Raw genomic sequence first — 25522 nt, forward strand, 5'->3', positions numbered from 1 at the left:
GGGTAACCGGTACACTGACCTCCATGTCCGTCGTGCTGCTGGATCCCAGGTTCCCCGCGATGCTGCCCGTCGAGGCGGTACCGCTGCTCGGTGATGACGTCTGCTACACCGAGGAGGTGCCGGTCCGCATCCGCTGGGTCATCGCCGACCTCGGTGGGCACACCGTCGACGACACCGACGTGATCGTCACCACCGACCTCGCCAACGAGGCCGTCGCCGAGCGCCTCGAGCGCGGCGACGCGCTGGTCAAGGCACCCAGCCTCCTGATGGAGATGGCCGGTGACCGGGAGATCGAGGCACCGGGGGCCGCCGAGGCGTCCGAGCCGGAGATCGACTACTCCGGTGGCGGCGTCGTGGACGGGGAGATCGTCGGCACGGACGACCACACCGCCGCGGTCGCCGGGCTGCGGCGCACCTCGCGCACCGAGGTCCCGTCCTCGGTGATCGACGAGGTCGAGGACGCCGTGGCGTTGATGACGCGCGCGATGCGTCAGGGGGAGTGGGAGCAGTCCCAGACCCACCGCAGCCTGCTGGCCTACCTGCGCGAGGAGACCGAGGAGCTCGCCGAGGTCGTCGACCGGCTCGAGGAGGCCGGCTCAGACCGGCAGGCCGACGAACAGGAACTGTGCCGCGAACTCGCCGACATCCTGCTGCAGGTGCTCTTCCACTCCGAGATCGCCAACCGGCGCGGCTCCTTCGACATCGGTCACGTGGCCGGTGCCTTCGTCGCCAAGATGCGCTCGCGTGCGCCGTACCTCTTCGAGGACGTGGAGCGTCCGGTGTCCCGCGAGGAGCAGGACCGGCTGTGGGCCGAGGGGCGTGCCGCCGAGGGCAAGGCGCCCTACAAGCCCGAACCCACCCCGGAGATCACAGGGGCCACCGGGCGGCAGGAACCGCACGCCTCCAGCTTCGCCGCGGTGCACACCCCTGAGGCCGACTCGCCGGCTGCACCTTCTGCCCTGTCGGCGGCCGAGGAGGTCATCATCCTGGCCCGCGGGTACGGGCTGCACGACTCGGAGATCCCCACCGACATCCGCTTCCCGATGATCGGGCTGGAGCGCGACGACGTCGGCGACTCCGACAACCGCCTGATCGGCGCGGTCGAGGAGTTCCGCCGGGAGCTGGAGCACCGCTTCAGCGACGCGCAGGCACAGGAGACACCGGAGGGCTGGGGGAAGTGACCCGCCGCACCGCGGTGGTGACCAGTCCCTCCCGCGGGGCGAAGAGGTAGACCAGCACGAAGATACCGGCCTGGACCAGCACGATGGAGCCGCCGGTGGACACGTCGAGGTGGAAGCTCGCCCAGATGCCGACGACCGAGCTGACCCAGGCCACGGCCGGGGCGATGAGCATCATGCGTCCGATGCGCCTGGTGAGCAGGTAGGCCGTGGCGCCCGGGGTGATCAGCAGGGCGACGACGAGGATCACACCCACCGCCTGCATCGAGGCGACCACCACCAGCGCCAGGCACACCATCACCGTCCAGCGGATCAGCCCGGTCGGCATGCCGACGATGCGGGAATGCTCGGCGTCGAAGGCCCAGGCGGTGATGTTGCGGCGCATCACCAGCATCACCACCAGGGCGACCGTGCCGAAGACGAGCACCTGCACCAGCGAGTCGTGGGTGATGCCGAGCAGGTTGCCGAAGAGGATCTCCTGCAGGTTCGTGCCCGCCGGGGTCACCGACGACAGCACCAGCCCCAGGGCGAACAGGGCGGTGAAGATCACGCCGATGGCGGTGTCGCCCTTCAACGTGGTGCGCCTACCCACCGCACCGACCATGCCGACGGCCAGCAGGGCGGCGATGAGCGCGCCCACGGCGAAGGGCCAGCCGAGGATGTAGGACACCACCACGCCCGGCAGCACGGCGTGGGACACCGCGTCGCCCATCAGCGACCAGCCGATCAGCACCAGCCAGCAGGACAGCAGCCCGGCGGTCACCGCGGTGACCGTGGCCACCAGCAGGGCACGCTGGATGAACCCGTACTGCAGGGGTTCCAGGAGCAGTTCGACCATCAGTGCACCATCCTGTCCAGCACGTCCGACGGGGCGCCGTGGGCGACCACGGTGCGCTGCAGCAGGGTGGCGGTGTCGCACATCCCGGGCACGGACGCCAGGTCGTGGGTGGCGATGAGCACGCACCGGCCGTCGTCGGCCAGGGTGCGCAACAGGTCGGAGACGGTGCGCTGGCTCGGCCGGTCCACGCCGGCGAAGGGTTCGTCCAGCAGCACCGTCGCGGCGTCCTGCGCCAGCCCGCGGGCGACGAAGGCGCGCTTGCGCTGCCCGCCGGAGAGCTGGCCGATCTGGCGTCCGGCGAGGTCGGTGAGGTCGGTGCGTGCCAGGGCGTCGTCCACGGCGCGGCGGTCGGCGGCACGGGGACGCCGCAACGGGCCCATGTGCCCGTGGCGTCCGGCGGTGACCACGTCGCGCACGCTCACCGGGAACGTCCAGTCGACCTTCTCGGACTGCGGGACGTAGGCGACGGGGCCGGGGACGCGCACCGTGCCGGCGTCCGGCCGGATGGAACCGGTGAGCACGCCGAAGAGCGTGGACTTGCCGGCGCCGTTGATACCGATCAGCCCGTGGACGGCGCCGGCGGGCAGGGTGAGGCAGACGTCCTGCAGGGCCTGGACCTGGCCGTAGGCCATCGAGACGTGCTGAAGCTCGATCGCCGGGGTCACCGTTCGCCACCTAGGCCGGCGACGATGGTGTCGACGTCGTGACGGATGAGGTCGAGGTAGGTCGGTGCGTCGCCGTCGGCGTCGGTCAGCGAGTCGACGTAGAGGGTGCCGCCGTCCTGCGCGCCGGTCTCGCGGATGAGCTGCTCCTTCGGGCCCGGGTCCACGGTGGACTCGCAGAAGACCGCCGGCACGTCGTTGTCGCGGACCACGTCGGCGGCGTCCCGCACCTGGGCCGGGGTGATCTGCGCCGAGGAGTTGACCGGCCAGATGTAGCTCTCGGTGAGCCCGGCGTCGGCGGTGAGGTAGCTGAACGCCCCCTCGCAGGTCTGCAGTACGCGCTGGTTCTCCGGCAGGTGGGCGAGGCCGTCGACGAGGTCGCCGCGCACCTCGTCGAGCTGCTCCTTGTAGGACGCCGCGTTGGCGCGGAAGGTGTCGGCGTCCGCCGGGCGGTGGTCGCTGAGGGCGTCGGCGATGTTGTCGACGTAGGCCGTCGCCAGGGTCGGGCTCATCCAGGCGTGCGGGTTCGGTTCGTCCGTGCCGGCGATCGGCAGCGGGTCGATGCCCTCGGTGACGGTGACACGGGTGGCGTCGGAGTCGGCGGTGAGCTTGTCGACCCAGTTCTCCAGCCCCAGCCCGTTGTTCAGGATCACCTCGGCGCCGGCGGCGGTGCGGATGTCGCCGGGGGTGGGGTCGTAGCCGTGGATCTCCGCGCCGGGGCGGGTCAGCGAGGCGACCTCGAGGGTGTCGCCGGCGACCTGCTGTGCCATGTCGGCCAGGATCGTGAAGGTGGCGAGCACCTCCGGGGTGTCGTCGGACGCTGCGCTGCTGCAGGCGGTGAGGCCGCAGGCGGCGGCCAGGACCGCGGCGGCGGGGGTTCTTCTCACGTGATTTCTCCATCTCGTTGTCATGAGTTCAATTCATTGAACTCTATATTTTAGAGTGGGGAACTCGCAAACATGCGCCGAAGCGGCGGTCGGGTGGAGGTCAGGGTGGGGTAAAGTCTCCGCCATGCATGTCACCGATCTGCCCGACCGGTCGCAGGACTACCTCAAGAAGATCTACGACCTCCAGGAGTGGGACCGCAGCGGCGCGTCCCTCTCCGTCCTCGCCGACGAACTGGGGCAACGTCGCTCCACCGCGTCCGAGGCCGTCAAGCGGCTGGTCGCCGAGGGTCTGGTCGTCCACGCCCCCTACGGTGACATCACCCTCAGCGACGACGGGCGCCGGCTGGCGCTGCAGATGGTGCGGCGTCACCGCCTGATCGAGACCTACCTGCTGCGCGAACTCGACTACGGCGTCGACGAGGTCCACGACGAGGCCGAGGTGCTCGAGCACGCCGTGTCCGACACCTTCATCGCCCGCATCGACACGATCATGGGCCACCCCGCCCGCGACCCGCACGGTGACCCGATCCCGGACGCCGAGGGCACCATCACCGCGCCCGAGACCCTGCCGCTGGCCGAGGCGACCGAGGGCCAGCGCCTGCTCGTCGACCGCGTGAGCGACCGCGACGGTGCGCTGCTGCGTTACCTGCAGGACAACGGCATCGCCCCCGGAATCCACCTGGTGGTCGGGGAGCGCCCCTACCCGGACATGGCCGTGCTGTCCGTCGAGGGGCGCGACGTCCAGCTCTCCGTCGCCTCCCTCACGGCGATCCTGTGCCGCGCGGAGGAGATGTGACGGCAGGGGGTTCAGGGAGTGCAGGACCAGAGCGGACCCGTCCCAGCGGACGTGCAGGCTGCGGTGGGTTCCTCGGCCTGGTCGCCACCGTCCTGCTGGTGGTGATCGTGGTCGGGGTCTTCCTCGTCGACGAACAGGAGCCCGAGGAGGAACGCGTCCCGGTGCCCGAGAACGTGCCCCCGGCCCGCGCGGTGACCGTGCACGACGTCGCCGCCACCGCCGAGACGCTCGACATGTCGGAGGAGCACCTGGAGGGCTACGTCTCCGGTGCGCAGACGGCCGCGAACGAGTTCCCGTCCTGCAACCTGGCGTGGAATACCCTGGCCGGCATCGGCTACGTGGAGTCCCACCACGGCACCTACGGTGCGGGCGCCGACGGCGGGCAGATCATCGGCCCGCGGCTGGACGGTTCGGGTAGCTTCATGGAGATCCCCGACACCGACAACGGCGAACTCGACGGCGACCCCGAGTACGACCGGGCGGTGGGGCCGATGCAGTTCCTCCCCGAAACGTGGGGGACCTACGGTGCCGGGGGAGACCCCCACGACATCGCCGACGCCGCCGCGGCGTCCGGCCGTCTGCTCTGCGGAAACGACCGCGACCTCGACACCGCCGACGGGTGGACCCGGGCACTGTTCGCCTACAACCGCTCCGAGGAGTACATGGTCGAGGTGCGCGACGCCGCGGCGAACTACGCACTCGGCCAAGCTGCCTGACGCGCCGGCGGCGGATAGGGCAGAATGGTGGTGTCTGATATCCACCGACATTCCCAGCCGAGGAGGCTGACAGCCACATGGCCGAAATCATGCAGATCATCGCCCGCGAAATCCTGGACTCCCGTGGTAACCCGACCGTCGAGGTCGAGGTCGGTCTGGACGACGGCTCCGTCGGCCGCGCCGCCGTACCCTCCGGAGCGTCGACCGGCGTCCACGAGGCCCACGAGCTGCGCGACGGTGGCGACCGCTACCTCGGCAAGGGCGTGCTCGAGGCCGTCCGCAACGTCATCGACGAGATCGATGAGGCCCTCGCCGGGCTCGAGGCCGACGACCAGCGTCTCGTCGACCAGGCGATGATCGAGCTGGACGGCACCCCCAACAAGTCCCGCCTCGGCGCGAACGCCATCCTGGGCGTGTCCATGGCCGTGGCCAAGGCCGCCGCCGAGTCCGCCGGCCTGCAGCTCTTCCGCTACGTGGGCGGCCCCAACGGCCACGTCCTGCCGGTGCCGATGATGAACATCCTCAACGGTGGCGCCCACGCCGACTCCGGTGTGGACGTCCAGGAGTTCATGATCGCCCCGATCGGTGCGGAGACCTTCAGCGAGGCCCTGCGCATCGGCGCCGAGGTCTACCACTCCCTGAAGAAGGTCCTCAAGGACAAGGGACTGTCCACCGGCCTGGGTGACGAGGGCGGCTTCGCCCCCTCCGTCGACTCCACCCGTGCCGCGCTCGACGTCATCGACGAGGCCATCTCCGCCGCCGGCTACACCCTCGGCACGGACGTCGCCCTGGCGCTGGACGTCGCCGCGTCCGAGTTCTACGAGGACGGCCACTACAACTTCGAGGGCGGCAAGCGCACCGCCGAGGAGATGGCCAAGGTCTACGGCGAGCTCGTCGACGAGTACGCCCTGGTCTCCATCGAGGACCCGCTGCACGAGGACGACTGGGAGGGCTGGGCCAAGCTCACCGCCGAGATCGGCGACAAGGTCCAGCTCGTCGGCGACGACCTCTTCGTCACCAACCCGGAGCGTCTGCGCCGCGGCATCGACGAGGACGTCGCCAACGCCCTGCTGGTCAAGGTCAACCAGATCGGTACCCTCACCGAGACCTTCGACGCGGTCGCCCTGGCACACAACTCCGGCTACAAGACCATGATGTCGCACCGCTCCGGTGAGACCGAGGACACCACCATCGCCGACCTGGCCGTCGCCCTGAACTGCGGCCAGATCAAGACCGGTGCCCCGGCCCGTTCCGAGCGCGTGGCCAAGTACAACCAGCTGCTGCGCATCGAGAGCTACCTGGAAGGCGCGGCCGTCTACGCCGGCGCTTCCGCCTTCCCGCGGTTCACTGCGAAGTAGTCCCGCGGCAACGGGCTAGTATCGTCCCCTATGGGAACGCGTGACCGGAGGGACCGGGAAGACACGAGACCGTCGGACGAGCGCGACAGCGCCCGGACCGACGGTCCCGGTCTGCCACGACCACGGTCCGTGGAGGGCCGTGACCGCCGTCAGCGTGAGGTGCGCCAGGCACCCCGCAAACTGGCCCGCTCCTTCGTGGAGCTGCCGAAGAAGGTCAACCCGCTGGTCACCGTCGCGGTGATCCTGGTGCTCGCCTTCGTCGCCCTGTCCGTGGCCACCCCGCTGCGCAACTACTTCCAGCAGCGCGCCGAGCTCGCCGAGGTCAACGCCACGATCGAGCGTCAGCTCGCCGAGCGCGACGACCTCAACGAGGAACTCGACCGCTACAACAGCGAGGCCTACGTGCGCGAGCAGGCCCGCACCCGCCTGGGTGTCGTGGAGCCGGGGGAGTCGGCCTTCCGGCTGATGGACCCGCGCATCGACACCAGCTCGCCGACCGACCCGGGCATGGAGAAGGACGACGCCGAGCCGGACCCCTGGTACACCCAGCTGTGGGGCTCGGTCGCCACCCCGGACGACGAGGACGACGGCTCCGCTGACGAGGGGCAGGACGGGGACTCCGACGGCGGTTCCGGTAATCTGCCGATTGACCCGGACCAGCCGGAGGACCCCGCCCAGGAGGGCGACCCGGACCTGCAGCGCGAACTGCAGGAGCAGCAGCAACAGCAACAGCAGGGAGCACAGTAGTGACTGATAGTACGGTCAGCGACGCCGACTACGAGACCATGTCCCGTCAGCTCGGACGCAAGATCCGTGGCGCGATCGAGGTCTCCTACCGCACCCCGGACGGCGCGCCGGCCGTGGTGAAGACCGCGCCGCGGCTTCCGGACGGCACCCCGTTCCCCACGCTGTACTACCTCACCGACCCGCGGCTCACCGCCGAGGCGTCCCGCCTGGAGGTCGCCGGCGTGATGCGCACGATGCAGGCGCGCCTGCGGGAGGACGCCGAGCTGGCCGCCGACTACCAGGCCGCCCACGAGCACTTCCTCGCCGAGCGCAACGCCATCGAGTCCCTGGGCACCGACTTCTCCGGCGGCGGCATGCCCGACCGGGTGAAGTGCCTGCACGTGCTCATCGCCTACGCACTGGCAGAGGGGCCGTCGCGGGTGCGCCTCGGCACCGAGGCCGTGGCCCTGGCCGCCGCGCACACCCCGAAGCTGTCCGGCACCGCCATCCCCGCGGACTGGCCGACGCCCGAAGACCTCGGCACCTCCATCGACGCCGCCTTCGACGAGCACGTCGACGAGATGACCTACGACCGTTCCGACGACCGTTCCGACGAGGAGAAGTAATGACCGGCACCTTCGCCGCCATCGACTGCGGCACCAACTCCATCCGCCTGCTGATCAGCGAGGTGCAGGAGGACGGTTCCCTGCGGGAGATCAACCGCGACAACATCATCGTGCGCCTCGGCCAGGGTGTGGACGCCACGGGACGTTTCGCCGAGGCCGCGTTGGACCGTGTCGACGAGGCGCTGGGCGTGTACGCCGACCGGATGATCATGAACGGTGTCACCGACGTGATGATGGGGGCGACGTCGGCAACGCGTGACGCGGAGAACCGTGAGGACTTCTTCGCCATCACCCGCCGTCACCTGGGCCGCGTGGCCCCCGGTGTGCAGGCAGAGGTCGTCTCCGGGGTGCGCGAGGCGCAGTTGTCCTTCGCCGGCGCGGTGGCGGACCTGGGTGAGGTCGACGGGCCGGTCTGCGTGATCGACCTGGGCGGCGGATCCACCGAGTTCGTCGTCGACGCGTACGGCGACGGTGCGGGCCAGGCGTACTCGGCGGACATGGGCTGCGTGCGGCTCACCGAACGCTACCTGCACTCCGTGCCGCCCACCGACGAGGAGATCAGCGAGGCGAGGGCCTACGTCGACGGGCTGATGGAGACCGTGGAGGAGAACGTGGACCTGGGGTCGGTCACCCGCGTGGTCGGCGTGGCGGGCACGGTGACCACCGTGGCCGCGATCCAGAAGGGGCTGACCGAGTACAACCCGGAGCAGACCCACATGTCGGAGCTGGACCTGGAGGAGTTCCGGTCCACGGCTCGTTCCCTGCTGGGGGAGACCGTGGAGCAGCGGCGTGGACATGCGGCGATGCACCCGGGCCGTGCGGACGTGATCGGTGGCGGTGCGATCGTCATCGACGCCTTCGCGTCCCGCTTCCTGGACCGGGGCCTGACGTCGATCACGGTGAGTGAGAAGGATATCCTCGACGGTATCCTCGCCGAGGTCATCGAGCGCAACAGTTAGCGCGCTCCCGCCCCTATAGCCCAATTGGCAGAGGCAGCGGACTTAAAATCCGCGCAGTGTCGGTTCGAGTCCGACTGGGGGCACCGAATTTTCCCGGCGGGCCGCGCGGACCCACGGTAGCGTGCACGATCCGGTCTTTTCGTGCCGAGAATCGGGCGGATCCGGCACGCGACGCGGGGTCACCCCGCGGGCGCCGGGGGCGGCCGGGGCGTCGACTCGCCCGGAAGTCCACGTAGTGCCGTCGGACCCGCCGTGCCCCGTCTATGCTGTGAGATCGTGTCCACCGCCGCGATCGTCCTCGTCCTCGCCGTCCTCATCGGGGCGGTTCTCCAGCGGATCACCGGTATGGGCGTCGGGCTCATCGCCGGGCCCGTGCTGTCCGTCGTCCTCGGACCCGCCGCCGGCGTCACCGTCGTCAACGGACTGTCCACCGTCAACGCGGTGAACAACGCCTGGGCGGTACGCAAACGCACCGACTGGAGGCGTTTCGCCTTCCTCGCCGGGGGACTGGTGCTCGGCTCGCTGCCGGCGGTGTTCGTGGTCATGATGATCGACGGCCCGTGGCTGCTGATCACCGTCGGTGTGCTCGTGCTCCTCGCCCTCGCGGTGACCATGTTCCAGCCCGACCAGGCCCGGCTGTCCGAGCACTCCCGGGTCCCGATGCTCATCGCCGGTGCGGCCGGCGGGTTCATGAGCACCGTGGCCGGTATCGCGGCGCCGGCGTTCACGGTCTACGCCCGCCTGACCGGCTGGGACTACCGGGACTTCGTGGCCACGTTGCACCCGGTGATCATGGTCGCCAACACCCTGTCGTTCCTGCTGAAGATCGTGATCCTCGGCGGACTCGACGTCGGCGGTCTGCCCTGGTGGCTGTGGGCGGTCACCATCGCGGCGATCTTCGTCGGCGCCTGGTTCGGCGACCGGCTCTACGACCGCATCTCCAGCGAGGGCACCAGGAAGATCGCCACCGTGCTCGCCTTCGCCGGCGCCGTGACCCTGGTGGTCAACGGCGTCCTCGCGCTGGGGTAGGGGGTCAGTCGACCGTGGCGACGTCGCCGCCACGGGAACCGGCGGCGGTCTCGCGCAGGTTCGGGATCACCGCGGCGAACTGCCCGAGCAGCTTCGTCAGGTCCTGACCCTCGCCGACCATCGTCAGGTTCGCACCCGTCAGGCCCTCGGCCATGGCGGTGAAGATCTCCGGCAGCTGGTCGACGACCTGCTTGTCCAGGATCACCCCGTTGTTGGACGCCACGGCCTCCGCCTCCGTGCGCAGGGCGGTGGCCTTCGCCTCGGCGTTGATGCGGGTGCGCTCGGCCTCCGCCTCGGCCGGCTTGATGACCTCGGTGACCAGCTCCTGCTCACGCAGCGACGCCTGCGACTGCGCCAGACGGGCCTGTTCCTCGGCCACCTCACGGTCGGTGACCGCCCGACGCTGGGCCAGGGCGGCCTGCGCGGCGATGACCTGCTCCTGGGCCTCGGCCTCGGCGCGCGGTCCCGCAGCGTCCGCCTCGGCCTTCGCTGCGGCGATCTCCTTGGTGTTCTCGGCGACCTTGGTGTCCGTCTCGCGCTGGAAGTCGGACTTGCGGCGCTCGGACTTCTGCTGCTCCTCGGCGATCTCCGCGTCGCGCTGGGCCTCGGCCACGGCACGCTCACGCTGTACGCGGGCGAGCTCGGGGGCGGACAGGGCCTGGATGTAGCCGTTCGGGTCGCTGATCGAGTTGATCTGGAAGCTGTCGATCTGCCAGCCGAAGCGCAGCATCCGCGGCTCGGCGTTGGAGAGCACCTGGCTGGCCAGGGCGGTGCGGTCGGAGATCATCTCCTCCACGGTGAGCTGCCCGATCATCGCGCGGGTCTCACCGGAGAAGATGTCCTGCGCGGTGGACACGATCTGGCCGGTGTCGACGCCCAGGAAACGGTTCGCGGCCTCGATGACGCTGTTCTTCTCGGCGGTCACGGAGAAGACCACGGAAGCCTCGACGTCCACGTCCACGTTCTGCTTCGACTGGGCGCGCACCGCGATGTTCACGGTGTTCGCGCCGATGTGGAAGCGCTGGACCCGGTGCAGCACCGGCACCGACCAGGCGCCGCCGCCGATGACCACCCGGTAGGGGTTGTCGGGCTTGCGGGCGATCATGCCACCGGTGATCAGCAGGGCCTCGGTGGGCTTGGGGACGTCGTAGAGCATACTTCTCTCTTTCGTGAGGAATGTGTGGAGAATCGTGGAGAATTATTGAGACGGCCATGAGCCTATCTGGCCCGGGCACCCCGTGCCAGGGTTCGGACGCTCAGGCCTGGCCGGCGAGGCGGCGCAGCGCCGCACGGGTCGCGGTGTCCTCCCCGGCGGTCCACACCACGATCTGCTGCTCCGGGTCGTCGGCCTTGACCAGGGTGTCCCAGTCGAGTTCGAGTTCGCCGACCTCCGGGTGCACCAGGGTCTTGGTGCCGGTGGTCAGGCTGGCCACGGTGCGGGCGGCCCACCAGGAGGCGAACTGGGCGTCGCCCACGGAGAGTTCGCCGACCAGGGCGGTCAGCCGGGCGTCGTCCGGGTACCTCGCCGCCTCCATGCGCAGCTGCGCCACCGCGGTGCGTGCCACGGTCTCCCAGTCCTTGTACAACGCCCGCATCCTGGGATCCGTGAACAGTAGTCGTACGTAGTTACGCCGGGCTGCGGGGACCTCGCCGAAGTCGAGCATCATCGCCGCGGCCAAGGGGTTCCACGCCAGGATGTCCATGCGTCGGCCCATGACGATCGCCGGGGTGGTGCTCAGGTCGTCGAGCACCCGGCGTAGCTGCGGCAGTACGGTCTGCCCCACCCGGCGCGGGGTGCGGACCAGGTCCTTGCCGGAGAGGCTGACCAGGTAGGAGCGCTGGTCCTCGTCGAGCTGCAGCACATCGGCCAGGACGGTGAGTACGGGTGCGGACACGCGGATGCGGCCCTGCTCGACGCGGGTGTAGTAGTCGGTGCTGATGTTGGCCAGGGAGGCGACCTCCTCGCGGCGCAGCCCGGGCACCCGGCGCGGGCCCGGGGTCTGTGTGACACCGGCCTGCCGTGGAGTCAGTTCGCTGCGCCGGGTGCGCAGGAAGGTGCCGAGTTCGCTCATCCGGGTGTCGCCGCTCATCGCACCAGTATGTCAGCGGGGGAGGGATTTGTCCCAGGATGTTTTCCTCCGCTGCGGGGCCTGCTGCGGGGGAGAAGTATGGGGCGGTAGCCCAGAGAAGCGAAGGAGATGGCATATGCGTGCACTTGTCGCCGGACGTGGTCCGGTATGGGTCCTCGACGAGGTCGAGACCCCGACGCCCGCGGCAGGGGAGGTCCTGGTCCGAAACTACGCGTCCGCGACGAACAACGCGGACCTGCCGATGCTCGATGCGGCGGACAGTGAGTTCACCGCCGGCTTCGAGTACGCCGGTGAGATCGTCGCCGTCGGGGAGGACGCCGGGACGTGGCAGGTCGGCGATGCGGTGATGGGTTCGGTGCCGGCGTCCTTCGCCGAGTACGTCGTCGCCGACCACCGGTTCGTCCTGCCGCGGTCCGAGGGGCTGGCCCCCGAGGTCGCCTGCGCCTTGCCGACGGGCCTGCTCACCGAGCACGGCGCGCTCACGGTGGCGCAGTTCCGGGCCGGACGCAGCGTCCTGGTCACCGGTGCCACCAGCGGTATCGGCATGATCGGCGTGCAGACGGCGAAGGCGCTCGGGGCGTCCTGCGTGATCGCGACGACGCGCTCGGCGGCCGCGCGGGAGCGGCTCACCGCGCTGGGCGCGGACGTGGTCGTCGTCACCGGTGAGGAGGACCTCGCCGAGGTGGTGCTCGCCGCGACCGACGGGCGCGGGGTGGACGTGGTGCTCGACCACGTCGCCGGGCAGACCTTCGCCGACTGCCTGCCCGCGACCGCGGTGGACGGGCACGTGGTGAACATCGGCCGGCTCGCCGGGGCGGCGTCCACCATCGACCTGGACGCGCTGTCCTACCGGCACCTCACGGTGCACGGCGTGTCCTTCGGTTTCACCCGCGACGCCGAGATGGCGCGCACCATCGCCGGGCTGCTGCCGGAGGTGGTCCCCGCCGTCGCGCGCGGGGAGATCCGTCCGGTGATCGACTCCACGCTCGCGGCGTCCGACGTGGATAGTCTCGTAACACGCCTGCGCAGCGGCGACGCCGACGGAAAAATCGTCCTGACCTTTTAGAGGAGCACAATTATGAGTGACTACACACCGACCTTCCCGATCGGGGAGCCCAACACGGCCTTCGCCGAGTACTTCGTGGGGCAGAGTTTCCTGACCATGCTCACCACCGAGGGCGTGACCATCGGCAACGTGACCTTCGAGCCGGGCTGCCGCAACAACTGGCACATCCACCACGCCTCGTCCGGCGGCGGGCAGATCCTGCTGTGCGCCGACGGGAGCGGCTGGTACCAGGCCGAGGGCGAGGCCCCGGTGAGCATGACGCCCGGCACGGTGGTGAGCATCCCCGCCGGCCGGAAGCACTGGCACGGCGCGAAGGCGGACTCCTGGTTCACCCACCTCGCCGTCGAGGTGCCCGGCGAGGACACCTCCAACGAGTGGCTGGAACCGGTCACCGACGAGCACTACGAGAACCTGAGCTAGAAGGAGCCGACCGTGAGCTACACCGAGACACTGACCCTGAACAACGACGTCACCATCCCCGCGCTGGGGCTGGGCACCTGGTTCATCGACGACGACAAGGCCGCCCAGGCCGTGAGCGACGCCGTGGACGCCGGTTACCGCAACATCGACACCGCCCAGGCCTACGGCAATGAACGCGGCGTGGGGGAGGGCGTGCGTACCAGCGACGTGGCGCGCGGGGACCTGTTCGTCTCCACGAAACTCGCCGCGGAGGTCAAGGACTACGACGAGGCCGTCGCCGCGATCGACGGCTCGCTGGAGACCATGGGCCTGGACTATGTCGACCTGATGCTGATCCACTCCCCGCAGCCGTGGGACGACTTCCGCGGCGGCGACTACGCCGAGGGCAACCGTCAGGCGTGGCGTGCCCTGGAAGATGCGTACAAGGCCGGCAAGCTGCGGGCGATCGGGGTGTCGAACTTCCGGGAGGCCGACCTCGACAACATCCTCGGCGCCTGCACCGTGACCCCGCAGGTCAACCAGCTGCTGGTGCACGCCGGCAACACCCCGGCCGGGCTGCTGGACTACTGCGCGTCCAAGGACATCGTGGTCGAGGCGTACTCGCCGATCGCCCACGGGGAGATCCTGGACAACGACAACGTGGGCCGGATCGCCGCGCGCTACGGGGTGAGCGTGCCGCAGCTGTGCATCCGCTACACCCTGCAGCTGGGCACGGTCTCCCTGCCGAAGACGGCGAACCCGGAGCACATGCGCTCCAACGCCGAGCTCGACTTCGAGATCAGCGAGGCCGACATGGACACCCTGCGCGGCCTCGACGAGCGCGACTACGGCGAGTCCAGCGCCTTCCCCGTCTACGCCGGCAAGTAGCGCTTTCGCGCGAGCGGCAGGACGGCGACAGCGGCGGCGAGCACGGCGACGACGAGCATGAGCGTCCCGCCCCGGTAGGCGTCCACGACGCGTCCGAGGACGGTGTCCGCGCCGGCCGCCGCGGCGGTGAGCACCGCCACCCCGAGCGTGGAGCCGAGCTGGTGGGCGGCGTTGACCAGGCCGGACGCCGCCCCCGCGTCCTGCGGCAGTGCGCCGGCGACCCCCGCGGAGGTCAGCGGGCCGAAGGTGAGGCCCTGGCCCGCGCCGAGCAGCACCATCGGGCCGACGACGCCGGCCAGGTAGCTGGTCGAGGCGTCCAGTCCCGTCATCCACGCCATGCCTGCGGTGACCGTGAGCAGCCCGACGAGCAGCAGGGGAGCGCCGCCGAACCGGCCGGTCAGCCGGGGGACCGCCAGGGAGACGGCGAACTGCACCGCCGTCATCGGCAGGAACCCCAGCCCCGCCTGCAAGGGCGACCACCCGTAGACGCCCTGGAAGAGCTGCGTGGTGAAGAAGAAGTAGGCGATCATCGTGCCGGCGAACAACAGCCGCGCCACCGCCGCCCCGGAGCGCTGCCGGCTGGCGAACAGCCGCAGGGGCAGGACCGGCTGCGGTGCGACCCGCTCGGCGACGACGAAGAGCACGAGCACGACCAGCCCGCCGAGCAGCGGGCCGAGTGCGCGCGGCTGCGTCCACCCGTCTTCGCCGGCGTTGATGATGCCGTAGACCACCGCACCCATGCCCACCGTGGACGTCAGCGCGCCGGTGAGGTCGAAACGCGCCCGGACCGTCCGGAAGCAGGGCAGGTAGCGTGCGGCGAGCACGCTCATCACCACCGCGATGGGCACGTTGACCAGGAAACCAGCCCGCCAGGACACCGCGGAGGCCAACGCCCCGCCGACGACGAGACCCAGGCTCGCGCCCAGCCCGGCGGTGGTGCCGTAGGCCGCGGTGGCCCGCGTGCGCTGCGGGCCGGCGGGGAAGAGCGCGGTGATCAACGACAGGGAGGACGGTGCGACGACCGCCGCGCCGGCGCCCTGCACCGCCCGGGCGGCGATCAACCACGTGGCGTCCTGCGCCGCGCCGACCAGCAGGGAGGCGACGCCGAACACGGCCAGCCCGGCGATGAACACCCGCCGACGTCCCAGGACGTCGCCGAGGCGTGCGCCGAGCAGGATCAGCCCGCCGAAGACCAGTGTGTAGGCGTTCTGCGTCCACGCCGCCGCGGCGTCCGACAGGCCGAAGGACGCCTGGATCTGCGGCAGGCCGGTGAAGATGATCGAGTTGTCGAGCAGGATCATGAAGTAGCTCGCCAGCACCAGCACCATGATCATGGTGGTGTGGCGGGGCGGGGAGGTTGTGCCGGTGGTACTGGTTGTCATGGCATCCATTGCACCGCGCGCGGACACCCGCGGGAAGTGACGACTGATCCGTGTATTCGCCGTACACCCCACGGGCGCGCAGCGACGGTTAGCGTGAAGGGCATGGATCAGCGAAACGAGGTCGGCGACTTCCTGCGCAGCAGGCGTGACAAGGTGACCCCCGAGCAGGTCGGGATCATCGGCGGTGGACGCCGCCGCGTGCCCGGGCTGCGCCGCGAGGAGGTCGCCATGCTCGGCGGCATCAGCGTGGACTACTACGCGAAGATGGAACGCGGGGACCTGCGCGGGGTGTCCCCGGAGATCCTCGACAGCGTGGCGCGCGCCCTCCGCCTCGACGACGCCGAGAACGACCACCTCCACGACCTCGCCCGCGCCGCCGACCCCTACCCGGCGCGGCGGCAGGGCAAGCGGGGCCGGCAGGTACGCACGGTGACGCCGGGTCTGCAACGTTTCGTCGACGCCGTCACCGGCGCCCCGGTCTGGGTGCGCGACCGGCGCATGGACCTGGTCACCGCCAACGCCCTGGGCCGGGCGCTGTACGCGCCGGTACTACAGGACGCCGACGGGCGCGGCAACACCGCACGGTTCATGTTCCTCAGCCCGGCGGCGCGCACCTTCTTCCCCGAGTGGGACGCCGGGGCGGACGCCATCGTCGCCACGATGCACACCTACGCCGGCCAGAACCCCCACGACAAGGGACTGACCGACCTGATCGGTGAACTGGTGACCCGCAGCGACGCCTTCCGGCAGCGCTGGGCCGCCCACGACGTGCGCCACCACCGCGCCGGGGTGAAACGCATCAACCACCCCGACGTCGGCGACCTGGAACTGACCTACGAGGCGATGGACCTGCCCGCCAACCCGGACTGGTTCATGTTCGGCTACACCGCCGAACCCGGCAGCCCCACCGAGGAACGCCTGAAGCTGCTGGGAAGCCTCGCCGCCACCGTGGACGTTCCCGGAACACCTCCGCTGCGCAGCGGCGAGCGGCGCTGAGCCGCACGCCGCTATCCTCGGTCGGCATGGCACTGCAACGCATGGACCACGTGACCGTCGTCGTCGGGGACCTCGACGGTGCGGTCGACTTCTTCGTGGAACTGGGGATGCACGTCGACGGCAGTACACAGGTCCAGGGCCGCTGGGTCGACGGGATCTGCGGGATCGAGGGGGTCGTCGCCGACATCACGATGCTGCACACCCCCGACGGGCACGGACGCATCGAGCTGACCAGGTACCTGGCCCCGGAATCCGACGCCGCGCCGGGTGCGCCCGAGCCGGTGCAGCGCCCGGGGCTGCGGCAACTCATGTTCGCCGTCGACGACCTGGACGACACCGTCCGGCGACTTCGCGCTCGTGGGGCGACGTTGATGGGGGAGATCGTGCGCTACGGGGACGCCTATTCGCTGTGTTACCTCCGTGGGCCGGAGGGCGTCATCGTGGCGTTGGCGGAGGAACTGGGCGGAGAATTCGACGCTGTCGAGGCTGCAGGGTAGCGGGCGGGGAGCGTAACCTGGGGCCTGTAACGGATCCCGACATTTCCGACAGGTACATGGAGGTCACGATGAGCGACGACAAGAAGCGCGACGACGAGGACCTGGCCAAGAAGAAGATCGCGGACGACGAGTCCGAGCGTCCCGGTTCCGGCAAGGAGAGCCACGAGGCCGCCGAGAACAGGGTCGACCAGTGGGAGGAGGAGTCCTTCCCCGGAAGTGACCCGCCCGCACACTACTGACGCGGCCGCGGGCAGTGACAGCCCGTAGCCGGAAAGAGTCCCGGTCACCGTCCCATGGGGACGGTGACCGGGACTCTTTCTCTGCCGAGGGTGACTCAGGCGTCGGTCTGATCAGTCTGGTCGGTCTGATCTGCCTGGGTGCCAGTGTCGGTATCGGTGTCGTCGGGACGTCCGCCGCCCATGCCACCACCCATGCCACCACCCATACCGCCGCCCATGCCACCACCCATACCGCCGCCCATACCGGTACTGGGCTCGGGGGCCTCCTCGCTGACGGACTCCAGGGTCGAGCGGATCGACTCGGAGAGCGTCTCGGCACCGGTGTCGCCGGCGGCGACCGCCCGCTCCGTGAGCTCGTCGAGGGTGTCGAGCGCGTACCCGCTGGCGATCAGCTGGTCGTACAGGTCGGAGTAGGCGCTGTCGTACATCGCACGGAACTCCTCGTTGTCGAGGAAACGCTCCTTGAGGATGCTGCTGCCACTTCCGCCGCCTGGACCACCGCCGCCTTCGCCGTCCTCGTCACCGCCGCCGGGGCCGCCCATGCCGCCTTCGGGCATCTCGCCCATGTCGCCCATGTCGCCCATCTCGCCCATTGCAGCACCGTCGGGCATCTGCGGCATCTCGCCGGACGCAGCGGCGTCATCTGCGGTGCCGTCGGCGGCATCGCCCGTCGCGTCGTCCTGCGTGGTGTCGTCCTGCGTGGTGTCGGCACCCATGCCGCCACCCATGCCGCCGCCACCGCCCATGCCGCCGGACAGCGACATGTTCAGGTCCCAGGACAGGATCGTGAACTGCTCCTCGTCGGCGTCGTACCAGAGGTAGTAGTTGTTGCCCGGGCCGTCCATCGCGTCGTTGTTCGACAGGATCTCCTGCATCGCCAGGTACTCCGCGTAGGACTCCGCGTCGATGTAGTCGTCGAGCTGCTCGGCGAACTCCTCGTCGGTGGACTCGTTGAGGAACTTCAACAGGTTCATCACCGGCTGCAGGTCGTACCCGCCCTCGCTGTTGATCTGCTTGAAGGAGTCCTCGTACTCCGTCGGGTCCTCGCCCAGGTAGTCCAGGGAACCGTCGGCACGCGCCTTGTAGAGCACACCGTTGCCCAACTCGTCCGCCCACGGGGCGTCCGGGGTGTCGAGCACGATGCGCGCCACCGAGTCGCCGCCGTTGACCGACACCGAGGTGAAGCTGTAGTCCTGCGTCGTCTGGCCGGCCTCGGCGGTCATCTCCAGGGCGAGCGCCTCGTTCAACGCCACGTCTGAACCGCTGGTGGCAGGACGCAACGCGATCTCGGTCATGCCCTCGTAGGCGCGACCCTCCTCGTACTCGTCGAAGCTGATCAGCCACGGGAGGTCCTCGGGGGAGTCCTCGGAGAGCTGGATCATGCCTCCACCTCCGCCGCCCATGCCGCCCTGCTCGGCGTCGTCTGCCTCGGTGTCAGCGGTGGTGTCGTCGGCAGCAGCGTCATCGGCAGCGGCGTCGTCCTCGTTCTCGCCGGGACCGCCGCCCATCTCGCCGCCCATGCCGCCACCCATGCCGCCGCTGAGCGACGACAGCGTGGAGTTGCCCTTGAGCCGTAGCCCGACGTTCTCGATCAGCGTCCCGTCGATGGTGATGTCGGCACGGATGTACTCCTTCTCACCCTCGTTCTGGAACGTGGAGATCATCTCGTCGTACTCGGTCTGGTTGAAGGTGATGTCGATGGTGTGGTCGCCGCCGTCGTCGAAGAGGTCGGTGTCGCCCTCGATGTTCTGCGTGATCACCGTCTCGGACACCAGGTCCGAGGTGATGTACGGGCGCACCATGCTGGCACCGAAGACCAGGGCCACGACCACGCACACCGCGATGGCGGTGACGAGCAGTTTCCAGTGGTGGCGCAGCCGCACCGGCACCCGGTGCCGTAGCGGCGTGCGCTTGGCGTTGGTGGAGTCCGTCATGTCACATGTCCGTCTGGTCGTACCCGGTCAGGACGGTGGCCTTCTGGCCGGCGTTGACGACCCGGAGCTCGTTGATGAGGTCCGCGGCCTTGACGTCCTTCTTCAGCTTCGCGGTGTAGCTGTACTCCACCAGCGACCCGCCGCGCACGCTCTCGGTGCTGATCAGCTCGTACTCGGTGGTGTTGCGGATCAGGATGTCGTCGATGACCGGGCTGTAGTCGTCACCGTCGGCGGGGACCTGCAGCTTCACGACCTGACGCTGGACGTCCAGGGCGAACCAGTTGAACCGGTGCATCACCAGGATCACCGCGCAGATCACGACGGTGGCCAGGATCGCGAGCGTGTAGAAGCGGGTACCGCAGGCCATGCCGATGCCCATCACCAGGAAGATGAAGCCCACGTCACGGGTCTCCTTGATGGCGTTACGGAAGCGGACCACGGACAGGGCACCCACCAGGGCGAACGCCCGGGCCACGTTGGAGCCGACGACGAGCATGATCAGGGAGATCAGCATGCCCAGGATGATCAGGGTCTGCACGTAGCCCTGGCTGTAGCTGATGTTCTTGTGGGTGTTGCGGTAGACCCAGGCGACCACGAGGCTGCAGACGAAGGCCAGGGTCAGGGAGAGCAGGACGTCAGCGACGCTGAACGTTCCGGAGAGGTCGGTGAGACCGAAATCGAGGTTCATGGGGAAGTCTTTCTGCTGGTGACGAAAAGTTGGTTGGGGGAAGGGGATCAGTGCACGTGACTGTGGCGGGGCACGTACTCCGCCGGTGCATTCTGCTCGGACGGACCCGAGGTGTCGGACGCCTCGGCCGCCTCGGCGCCCAGCGCCGCGGGGTCGACGTGGTCGTCGTCCGGGGCGTGGAACAACGAGCGCGGCGCCATGCCGTGGGCCTCGACGCTCTGGCAGTACTTCGAGATCCGCTGGACCTGCAGGTCGTGGCGGGCGGCCATGTCGGTCACCCAGTAGGGTGCGCGTTCGTTGACCTTGACCTCCAACACCGCCAGGTCCGGGCGGATGATGTAGCGGCTGTCGGTCTCGGCACGCAGGTCGAAGTCGCGGTCGCGGCCACGTACCCGGTGGTCCAGGGTGACCCGCAGGCCGAGGTCGGCGTCCGTTCCCACGTACGGTTCCCGGCGGTAGCCGGTCATCGCCATGGGACGCAGGTCCAGGCGGATGACCAGGTCCAGGACCTCGTCGATGAAGCTCTGGTCGGCGCCGGGGTACTCCACACGCTGGCGGCGGTCGCACAGGTCCAGGGCCAGGTTGTAGGGCAGCATCACCCGGCGTTTCTGGGTGACACGGTTGACCCGCTGCTTGATCTCCACGGAGACCATCGAGTCGGCGGTGAGCGGTTCGTCGGCCCCGCCGGTCTCGCCGTAGCGGCGGATCCGCAGCTTGCGGCGGAACTTCAGGCCCTCGATCTTCTCGTAGTAGAAGCGCAGGTTGTCGGTGTCGTAGTAGACGCTCCACACCCCGTAGCCGCGTTCGCCGGCGTGCGGGTCGCGTTCCATCCGGTCGGTGAGCTCCTGGCGGATCGCCGGGATCTGCTCGGCGGGCACGAGGTACTTCAGCTCGTAGCGGTTGAAGGAGTGCAGTTTGCCCGGGGCGCGCAGTTCGTGGCTGAGTTTGTTCGGCTTCGTCATGGTTGTTCCTTTCCTCAGGTGTCGTGCTCAGGTGTCACTGAGCGGGAGTTCGGTGACGAGGGTGAAGATGTCGTTGTCCTTTCTGAGCGTGACGGTGCCGCCGGCGGCGGTGACCCGCTCGCGGAGCCCGGTCAGGCCCAACTGGCCGCTGGGCGCGTTCGGCTGGTTCGGGTCGGCCCGCGACGTCGGGTTGGTGACGGTGACCAGCACCGAGTCGTCCAGCACGGAGACGCTCGCGTTGGCGGCGCGTCCGGAACCGTGCTTGTGGGCGTTGGTCAGGCCCTCCTGCACCACCCGGTAGGTCACCTGGCCGACGGTGGTGCCGACGCGGTCCGGGTCGCCGTCGGCGCGCAGGGTGACCTTCATGCCGGTGGCGGTCATGGAGTCGACCAGGGCGTCGAGGTCGCGCAGGCCGGGCTGCGGGTGCCGCGTCGCGGCGTCCTCCCGCAGGTAGTTCAGCAGGACGCCGATGTCGCCGAGCACCTCCCGGGAGGCCGCGCGGATGGTGCCGAGGGATTCGCGGGCCTTGTCGGGGCGGGTGTCCAGGGAGCTGGACGCCACGCCGGCGTTGAGGCTGATCACGGAGATCTGGTGGGCGACGGTGTCGTGCAGGTCCTGGGCGATGCGCAGGCGTTCCTCCGCCACGCGGCGGCGGGCCTCGGCCTCACGGGTCTGTTCGGCGCGTTCGGCGCGTTCGGTGGCCGCCCGGGTGAACTCGCGGCGAGAACGTGCGCTGTCGCCGAGTGCGCCGGCGATGGCGATGCCCGCGGCGATCTGGAAGACCTGCGGGTCCAGCGCCATCTGCTCGGTGGTGAACAGGCTGATCACGGCGACGAGGACGGCACCGACACCGCACAGGGTGAAGGACACGGGACGTCGGGTCTGGTTGGCGACACTGTAGGCGGCGATGATCGCGGCGATGCCCGGGCCGAGGGGCTGGATGTCGGCGAGCAGGGTGCTGAGGTAGATGCACAGTGCGGCGAGGAACACCGACACCGGCACGCTGCGGCGCAGCGGGATCTGCAGTGCGGCGATGAGGGAGAGGATCACGGGGGCGAGCGTGGGGAGCAGCTCGGGGAAGGCCGCCCCACCGGGGCCCGCCATCGGCGGACGCGGGCTGGGGAACGCGGAGGGGATCATGACGAGGATCATGAGTGCCACGTCCCCGGCCCACCGCGGGATGCGGTGCTCCGGATGAGGTCGACTGGTCATGTGACCATTCTTTCCCCGGCGGGGCCGGGGCGAATCCCGCAGACGTGGGATTCTGGCGTACCACGTTCGTGGTACGACGGCAGATACCCGCTAGATCTCGATATCGAAATCGTCGGCGTCGCCCCTGCTCCTGGTAGGACGCCGCGGCGCGCAGGCGCGCGAGGTCGGCCTGCGTGCCGGACTTGCCGCGTCGCCAGTAGCCGAAGACCTGGACCTGGTCCTTCGGCAGCTCCAGGACCTTGAGGCAGTGGTGGCGCACGCCGCGGATGTCCTCGCGCTCACCGGCGGCCCAGAAGACCGTCGTGTCGTCCGAGGGGAGCTCGCCGACGAGGTCGGCCAGGGGAGTGCCCGCGGTGCCGTCGGCGAGGCGGACGTCCGCGCCGGGGAAGTCGGCGGCGTAGGCCGTCGGGTCGCCGTCCGGCACGGCCAGGGTCACGGTGTCCACGGCCACCGCGCGGGCGATCGCGCTGGCGGCGGGGTACGCCGAACCGTCCGCCAGCAGGTGGATGCGCTGTTCGGGGGAGGTGCGCGTCGGCGCGGGGTGCGGACGCGGCCCGGCGAAGGGCACGAGGTCGCCGGGGGTCAGACCGCGCAGCCAGCACATCATCGGCGAGTCCTCGCCGTGCACCACCACGTCCACGTCCAGGGTCGCGGTGTCGCGGTCGAAGGCGGCGACGGTGTACACCCGCCGGCACGTGTCGGGCTGGCCGGTCATCTCGCCGATCGCGTCACCGGGGTCCGGGATCGCCAGACGCACCGCCAGGTTGGTGGGCTCCCAGGCGGCGTGGTCGGTGATGCCGGCGACGTGGCCGGTGACCCGCACCAGCCACGGGTGGCGCGGGGTCACCGAGGTGACCTCCATGGCCAGTTCGCTCAGGCCCCGGGTGTGCTCCTCGCTGCTGAGGACCGAGGTCACGACCTCTTCGTCGGTGCTGGTTGTGGTGCTGTTGTTCATGCGGCTCCTTTCCGGGGGTGTCACAGGTTGCTGAAGTAGGTGTCGAGTTCGTCGAGCAGCCACGGGATGGCCAGCGCCGTCGGCGCGCCGAGGGCGGTGGCGGCGGCGGACTGCAGCTCGGCGGCCGTGCCGGCCTCCACGGACGGCAGTGACGACCAGCCGGAGAGCCCGTCGGGCAGGTCGTCCGGCGTCGTGCCGCGCACCCACACGGCCAGCAGGTCCATGTCGAGCAGGCTGATGTTCTCGGCCGACACCTCGATGCCGCGGGCGTTCGCCTCGCCCTCGATCTCGTCGGCGGTGAGGTCCATGCCCAGGTCGGTGAAGAACTTGTTGGCCGCGTCGTCCTCCGAGGACAGCACGCTGAACGAGCCGTCGGTGTAGGCGGCGTAGGCGAAGCTCGCCCCGTCGACCGCCGGGTACTCCTCGGTGACCTGTGCCATGCGCTCGTCGACGTCGGCGACGACCTCCTCGGCCCGGTCCTGTTCGTCGAGGACGCGTCCGGCGGCGGTGGTGACCTCACGCCAGTCGTCGACCTTGCCGGTGCCGACGGTGGCCACCGTGGGCGCGATCTCCGACAGGGCGTCGTAGGTCGCCTGATCGGGCACGTAGCCGGCGAGGATCACGTCCGGGTCCGTCGCGGCGATCTCCTCCAGGCCGAAGGACTCGATGGCGTTGCCGCCGCCCCCGGTGTTCGTGATCGTCTCGGCTGCGGCCCCGGAGGCTTCGGTGTTCCACGGCACGGTGTCGTCGGTGAAGACGGAACTGATGACCTGCGTGGACACCGGGTGGCCCAGTGCGGCGAAGGAGTCCGACCACGCCTGGCTGAAGCTGATGGCGCGCTCCGGGTTCACCGGCACCTCGGTGCTGCCGTAGGCGTGCTCCACGGTCTCGGTGCTGTTGCTGTTCTCGGCGCTTGCCTCGGTACTGGTGCTGCTCTCGTCGTCCGAGGACGACGAGCACGCCGCCAACCCGACCACGCACGCGCACGCCACGAGCACCGACATGCCCCGTGTTCCTGCTGTTCCCACTTCTTGTCCTCCTTGTAGCTAAGCCTGACCTTGTTTACGGGGGACGAGTGTACGGTCGGACGCATGGCCCGGATTGACCGTATGACGCAACCTGTTGAACTCAGGTTCCCCGTGTTCTTCTGGACGCTCACCGGCTCCGCGCACGTGGTCGTCGGCAGGGGGACGAGCGCCAGCCTGCGGCTCGGCGAGGGGCGCGGCGTGTGGGTCAACGCAGGTCAGCGCCTGCACGTCGACCGTGGACCGGACGCCGTGGTGCTCGGCATGCGCTGCCGTGGCGACGACGCCCTGCCCTTCACCGTGGACGGCGGGGCGACCACCGGGGCGGTGGACGCCGCCTGGCACGACCGGCTCGTCGACCAGTTCGCCTCGAGCCTGGGCTACCTGCAGGAGGAGCAGCGTGGCCCCGCCCCGGCGGCGATGCCCACCTCCACCGGCGCGCGCGAGGCAGCTCGCATCCTGCTCGACGACCTGAGCACGCCCGTCGACGTCGCCGACCTGGCCTCCGCCGTGCACCTGTCGGCGGCCACGCTGCACCGCCGCTTCCGGGAGGAGACCGCGTTGAGCGTGGGGCAGTGGCGGGCGCGGGCCCGGGTCGCCGCCGCCGAGGCGTACCTGCGCGAACCCGGGGCCACCCTGGCGAGCGCCGCGCACCGGGTGGGCCTGTCCTCCGCCTCGGCCCTGTCGCGGCTGATGCGCACGACATCCGTCCCGGTCCGGGCCCCGGTGCAGGCCGGTGCGGCACGCTCGACGTGGCCGCGCACCAACCGGATGCACGTGCTGGTCTGGGTGTACCGCGGCAGTGCACGGGTCTCCGCCGGTGAGCTCACCGTGGACCTCGGCGAGGGGGAGCTGACCTGGCTACCGGCCGGGATCCCGAACGTCGTGCGCATGGACGCCGGCAGCCTCGTGCTGCCGGTCGGCGCACGCGTCGGCAGGACGCCGCGGGCCGGTGGGCCGGTCCGCGTCCACCCGCAGGACGCCGCCGCGTTGCTCGCGGCGTCCGCACGCGAGTACGACCCGATCGAACCCACCACCACGGCGCTGGTGGACGGGCTGTTCTACGGTTACCTCGCCCACGGTTCCGAGGACGACCGGCAGGGCTCGCGGCTGATGACGCGGCTGCTCGAAGAGTTCCACCGCCAGCCGTCGTCGGACCGGTCGGTGGGGCAGTGGGCGGAGCTCCTGGGCTGCACCCGGGACGAGCTGGACGAGGCGCTGGACGGGGGATTCCGCCGGTGGCGGACCTCGGCGAGGATGGGCATCGCCCGCCAACTGCTCTTCGCCGGGGTGGACGTGCGCAGCATCGCGAAGCACCTCGGCTACTCCGGCACCAGTTCCTTCAGCCACGTCTTCGCCCGCGAGCACGGCGTGCCGCCGAGCGGCTACCGGGGCTACGTGTGATCGCCGCCGG

The 25522-nt window shown here is 70.0% G+C and carries 26 protein-coding genes, 1 tRNA gene and 1 pseudogene; 16 read left to right on the top strand and 12 right to left on the bottom strand.

The window, feature by feature from the left end; translation table 11 throughout:
* Window positions 1-23: 23 nt before the first annotated feature.
* Window positions 24-1181, top strand: coding sequence for a MazG nucleotide pyrophosphohydrolase domain-containing protein (locus ACT3S3_RS06530; protein ID WP_301443152.1), 1158 nt, complete (start codon window positions 24-26; stop codon window positions 1179-1181).
* Here ACT3S3_RS06530 and ACT3S3_RS06535 read toward each other — a convergent pair.
* The 3 genes from ACT3S3_RS06535 to ACT3S3_RS06545 are packed head-to-tail and all read right to left on the bottom strand — an operon-like array spanning window position 1135 to window position 3565.
* Entirely contained in the window at window positions 1135-2016 is an 882-nt protein-coding gene (locus tag ACT3S3_RS06535) for a metal ABC transporter permease (protein ID WP_301443153.1), read from the bottom strand. The genes ACT3S3_RS06530 and ACT3S3_RS06535 overlap by 47 nt on opposite strands.
* Window positions 2016-2648 (bottom strand): metal ABC transporter ATP-binding protein, encoded by a 633-nt coding sequence (locus tag ACT3S3_RS06540; protein ID WP_441579769.1) that lies wholly within the window; start codon window positions 2646-2648, stop codon window positions 2016-2018. Before ACT3S3_RS06540 ends, ACT3S3_RS06535 begins: the two co-directional genes overlap by 1 nt.
* A 29-nt stretch (window positions 2649-2677) precedes the next feature.
* A complete protein-coding gene (locus ACT3S3_RS06545) occupies window positions 2678-3565 on the bottom strand; it encodes a metal ABC transporter substrate-binding protein (RefSeq protein WP_301443155.1) in 888 nt (295 codons plus the stop codon).
* A gap of 124 nt (window positions 3566-3689) precedes the next feature.
* On the opposite strand from ACT3S3_RS06545, the gene ACT3S3_RS06550 reads away from it, so the two are divergent.
* From ACT3S3_RS06550 to ACT3S3_RS06585, 8 genes are all read left to right on the top strand, one after another.
* Window positions 3690-4361, top strand: coding sequence for a metal-dependent transcriptional regulator (locus ACT3S3_RS06550; protein ID WP_301443156.1), 672 nt, complete (start codon window positions 3690-3692; stop codon window positions 4359-4361).
* 77 nt (window positions 4362-4438) lie between these two features.
* Window positions 4439-5077, top strand: coding sequence for a hypothetical protein (locus tag ACT3S3_RS06555; RefSeq protein WP_441579768.1), 639 nt, complete (start codon window positions 4439-4441; stop codon window positions 5075-5077).
* Between the two features lie 77 nt (window positions 5078-5154).
* On the top strand, window positions 5155-6435 hold the full coding sequence (gene eno / locus ACT3S3_RS06560; RefSeq protein ID WP_301443158.1) for a phosphopyruvate hydratase: 1281 nt from the start codon (window positions 5155-5157) through the stop codon (window positions 6433-6435).
* A 30-nt stretch (window positions 6436-6465) separates the two neighbouring features.
* On the top strand, window positions 6466-7182 hold the full coding sequence (locus ACT3S3_RS06565; RefSeq protein WP_441582454.1) for an FtsB family cell division protein: 717 nt from the start codon (window positions 6466-6468) through the stop codon (window positions 7180-7182).
* A gap of 38 nt (window positions 7183-7220) precedes the next feature.
* Entirely contained in the window at window positions 7221-7787 is a 567-nt protein-coding gene (locus ACT3S3_RS06570; protein WP_444615060.1) for a DUF501 domain-containing protein, read from the top strand.
* Entirely contained in the window at window positions 7787-8746 is a 960-nt protein-coding gene (locus ACT3S3_RS06575; protein ID WP_441579778.1) for a Ppx/GppA phosphatase family protein, read from the top strand. The genes ACT3S3_RS06570 and ACT3S3_RS06575 overlap by 1 nt, the downstream gene beginning before the upstream one ends.
* A 9-nt stretch (window positions 8747-8755) precedes the next feature.
* Window positions 8756-8829: transfer RNA gene (locus ACT3S3_RS06580), tRNA-Leu, on the top strand.
* Window positions 8830-9022: 193 nt separating this feature from the next.
* Window positions 9023-9775 carry a sulfite exporter TauE/SafE family protein gene (locus tag ACT3S3_RS06585; protein ID WP_301443083.1) on the top strand — a complete coding sequence of 251 codons (753 nt, stop codon included), beginning with the start codon at window positions 9023-9025 and terminating at the stop codon, window positions 9773-9775.
* A gap of 4 nt (window positions 9776-9779) precedes the next feature.
* On the opposite strand, the gene ACT3S3_RS06590 is transcribed toward ACT3S3_RS06585, so the two are convergent.
* The gene (locus ACT3S3_RS06590) at window positions 9780-10931 is read right to left on the bottom strand and encodes an SPFH domain-containing protein (protein ID WP_441579779.1); all 1152 of its coding nucleotides are present in this window, start codon (window positions 10929-10931) and stop codon (window positions 9780-9782) included.
* A 100-nt stretch (window positions 10932-11031) separates the two neighbouring features.
* On the bottom strand, window positions 11032-11865 hold the full coding sequence (locus tag ACT3S3_RS06595; protein WP_301443085.1) for a helix-turn-helix domain-containing protein: 834 nt from the start codon (window positions 11863-11865) through the stop codon (window positions 11032-11034).
* Between the two features lie 115 nt (window positions 11866-11980).
* Between ACT3S3_RS06595 and ACT3S3_RS06600 the strand changes: the two genes are divergently transcribed.
* From ACT3S3_RS06600 to ACT3S3_RS06610, 3 genes are read left to right on the top strand one after another with little or no spacing between them, the layout of a single operon-like run.
* Window positions 11981-12931 carry a quinone oxidoreductase family protein gene (locus ACT3S3_RS06600; RefSeq protein WP_301443086.1) on the top strand — a complete coding sequence of 317 codons (951 nt, stop codon included), beginning with the start codon at window positions 11981-11983 and terminating at the stop codon, window positions 12929-12931.
* 12 nt (window positions 12932-12943) lie between these two features.
* Window positions 12944-13351 (top strand): cupin domain-containing protein, encoded by a 408-nt coding sequence (locus ACT3S3_RS06605; protein ID WP_301443087.1) that lies wholly within the window; start codon window positions 12944-12946, stop codon window positions 13349-13351.
* Between the two features lie 12 nt (window positions 13352-13363).
* Window positions 13364-14218, top strand: coding sequence for an aldo/keto reductase (locus ACT3S3_RS06610; protein WP_301443088.1), 855 nt, complete (start codon window positions 13364-13366; stop codon window positions 14216-14218).
* Here the strand turns inward: ACT3S3_RS06610 and ACT3S3_RS06615 are convergent.
* Complete coding sequence (locus tag ACT3S3_RS06615; protein ID WP_444626448.1) at window positions 14203-15600, bottom strand: MFS transporter; 1398 nt, start codon at window positions 15598-15600, stop codon at window positions 14203-14205. The two genes, ACT3S3_RS06610 and ACT3S3_RS06615, sit on opposite strands and share 16 nt — an antisense overlap.
* Window positions 15601-15702: 102 nt before the next feature.
* On the opposite strand from ACT3S3_RS06615, the gene ACT3S3_RS06620 reads away from it, so the two are divergent.
* From ACT3S3_RS06620 to ACT3S3_RS06630, 3 genes are all read left to right on the top strand, one after another.
* A complete protein-coding gene (locus ACT3S3_RS06620; protein WP_441579785.1) occupies window positions 15703-16596 on the top strand; it encodes a helix-turn-helix domain-containing protein in 894 nt (297 codons plus the stop codon).
* A gap of 26 nt (window positions 16597-16622) precedes the next feature.
* Entirely contained in the window at window positions 16623-17093 is a 471-nt protein-coding gene (locus ACT3S3_RS06625; RefSeq protein ID WP_444626450.1) for a VOC family protein, read from the top strand.
* Window positions 17094-17161: 68 nt separating this feature from the next.
* The gene (locus ACT3S3_RS06630; RefSeq protein ID WP_301443092.1) at window positions 17162-17332 is read left to right on the top strand and encodes a hypothetical protein; all 171 of its coding nucleotides are present in this window, start codon (window positions 17162-17164) and stop codon (window positions 17330-17332) included.
* Between the two features lie 95 nt (window positions 17333-17427).
* On the opposite strand, the gene ACT3S3_RS06635 is transcribed toward ACT3S3_RS06630, so the two are convergent.
* The 6 genes and pseudogenes from ACT3S3_RS06635 to ACT3S3_RS06660 all read right to left on the bottom strand — a co-directional run bounded on the left by ACT3S3_RS06635 (window position 17428) and on the right by ACT3S3_RS06660 (window position 24111).
* Window positions 17428-19266 (bottom strand): CotH kinase family protein, encoded by a 1839-nt coding sequence (locus ACT3S3_RS06635; protein ID WP_444626452.1) that lies wholly within the window; start codon window positions 19264-19266, stop codon window positions 17428-17430.
* A gap of 1 nt (window position 19267) precedes the next feature.
* A complete protein-coding gene (locus ACT3S3_RS06640) occupies window positions 19268-19954 on the bottom strand; it encodes a DUF4956 domain-containing protein (RefSeq protein WP_301441894.1) in 687 nt (228 codons plus the stop codon).
* A gap of 47 nt (window positions 19955-20001) precedes the next feature.
* Window positions 20002-20916, bottom strand: a complete 915-nt coding sequence (locus ACT3S3_RS06645) for a polyphosphate polymerase domain-containing protein (RefSeq protein WP_444626453.1) — start codon at window positions 20914-20916, stop codon at window positions 20002-20004.
* Window positions 20917-20943: 27 nt separating this feature from the next.
* Window positions 20944-22128 carry a sensor histidine kinase gene (locus ACT3S3_RS06650; RefSeq protein WP_301441892.1) on the bottom strand — a complete coding sequence of 395 codons (1185 nt, stop codon included), beginning with the start codon at window positions 22126-22128 and terminating at the stop codon, window positions 20944-20946.
* 244 nt (window positions 22129-22372) lie between these two features.
* Window positions 22373-23083: pseudogene (locus tag ACT3S3_RS06655) on the bottom strand (siderophore-interacting protein); the annotation flags it as partial.
* A 20-nt stretch (window positions 23084-23103) separates the two neighbouring features.
* Window positions 23104-24111 (bottom strand): ABC transporter substrate-binding protein, encoded by a 1008-nt coding sequence (locus tag ACT3S3_RS06660; RefSeq protein ID WP_301441891.1) that lies wholly within the window; start codon window positions 24109-24111, stop codon window positions 23104-23106.
* A gap of 63 nt (window positions 24112-24174) precedes the next feature.
* Between ACT3S3_RS06660 and ACT3S3_RS06665 the strand changes: the two genes are divergently transcribed.
* Window positions 24175-25512, top strand: coding sequence for a helix-turn-helix domain-containing protein (locus ACT3S3_RS06665; RefSeq protein WP_441582461.1), 1338 nt, complete (start codon window positions 24175-24177; stop codon window positions 25510-25512).
* The last annotated feature ends 10 nt before the right edge of the window (window positions 25513-25522 follow it).

Source organism: Corynebacterium sp. AOP40-4SA-5 (assembly GCF_052377355.1).
Taxonomy (GTDB): Bacteria; Actinomycetota; Actinomycetes; order Mycobacteriales; family Mycobacteriaceae; genus Corynebacterium.

Excerpts from the sequence above, each read along its gene's own strand:
- ACT3S3_RS06530 (WP_301443152.1), top strand. The coding sequence starts at position 24 with ATGTCCGTCGTGCTGCTGGATCCCAGGTTCCCCGCGATGCTGCCCGTC.
- ACT3S3_RS06535 (WP_301443153.1), bottom strand. The coding sequence starts at position 2,016 with ATGGTCGAACTGCTCCTGGAACCCCTGCAGTACGGGTTCATCCAGCGT.
- ACT3S3_RS06540 (WP_441579769.1), bottom strand. The coding sequence starts at position 2,648 with ATGGCCTACGGCCAGGTCCAGGCCCTGCAGGACGTCTGCCTCACCCTG.
- ACT3S3_RS06550 (WP_301443156.1), top strand. The coding sequence starts at position 3,690 with ATGCATGTCACCGATCTGCCCGACCGGTCGCAGGACTACCTCAAGAAG.
- eno (WP_301443158.1), top strand. The coding sequence starts at position 5,155 with ATGGCCGAAATCATGCAGATCATCGCCCGCGAAATCCTGGACTCCCGT.
- ACT3S3_RS06565 (WP_441582454.1), top strand. The coding sequence starts at position 6,466 with ATGGGAACGCGTGACCGGAGGGACCGGGAAGACACGAGACCGTCGGAC.
- ACT3S3_RS06570 (WP_444615060.1), top strand. The coding sequence starts at position 7,221 with ATGTCCCGTCAGCTCGGACGCAAGATCCGTGGCGCGATCGAGGTCTCC.
- ACT3S3_RS06575 (WP_441579778.1), top strand. The coding sequence starts at position 7,787 with ATGACCGGCACCTTCGCCGCCATCGACTGCGGCACCAACTCCATCCGC.
- ACT3S3_RS06590 (WP_441579779.1), bottom strand. The coding sequence starts at position 10,931 with ATGCTCTACGACGTCCCCAAGCCCACCGAGGCCCTGCTGATCACCGGT.
- ACT3S3_RS06595 (WP_301443085.1), bottom strand. The coding sequence starts at position 11,865 with ATGAGCGGCGACACCCGGATGAGCGAACTCGGCACCTTCCTGCGCACC.
- ACT3S3_RS06600 (WP_301443086.1), top strand. The coding sequence starts at position 11,981 with ATGCGTGCACTTGTCGCCGGACGTGGTCCGGTATGGGTCCTCGACGAG.
- ACT3S3_RS06605 (WP_301443087.1), top strand. The coding sequence starts at position 12,944 with ATGAGTGACTACACACCGACCTTCCCGATCGGGGAGCCCAACACGGCC.
- ACT3S3_RS06615 (WP_444626448.1), bottom strand. The coding sequence starts at position 15,600 with ATGACAACCAGTACCACCGGCACAACCTCCCCGCCCCGCCACACCACC.
- ACT3S3_RS06620 (WP_441579785.1), top strand. The coding sequence starts at position 15,703 with ATGGATCAGCGAAACGAGGTCGGCGACTTCCTGCGCAGCAGGCGTGAC.
- ACT3S3_RS06625 (WP_444626450.1), top strand. The coding sequence starts at position 16,623 with ATGGCACTGCAACGCATGGACCACGTGACCGTCGTCGTCGGGGACCTC.
- ACT3S3_RS06630 (WP_301443092.1), top strand. The coding sequence starts at position 17,162 with ATGAGCGACGACAAGAAGCGCGACGACGAGGACCTGGCCAAGAAGAAG.
- ACT3S3_RS06635 (WP_444626452.1), bottom strand. The coding sequence starts at position 19,266 with ATGACGGACTCCACCAACGCCAAGCGCACGCCGCTACGGCACCGGGTG.
- ACT3S3_RS06640 (WP_301441894.1), bottom strand. The coding sequence starts at position 19,954 with ATGAACCTCGATTTCGGTCTCACCGACCTCTCCGGAACGTTCAGCGTC.
- ACT3S3_RS06645 (WP_444626453.1), bottom strand. The coding sequence starts at position 20,916 with ATGACGAAGCCGAACAAACTCAGCCACGAACTGCGCGCCCCGGGCAAA.
- ACT3S3_RS06650 (WP_301441892.1), bottom strand. The coding sequence starts at position 22,128 with ATGACCAGTCGACCTCATCCGGAGCACCGCATCCCGCGGTGGGCCGGG.
- ACT3S3_RS06665 (WP_441582461.1), top strand. The coding sequence starts at position 24,175 with ATGGCCCGGATTGACCGTATGACGCAACCTGTTGAACTCAGGTTCCCC.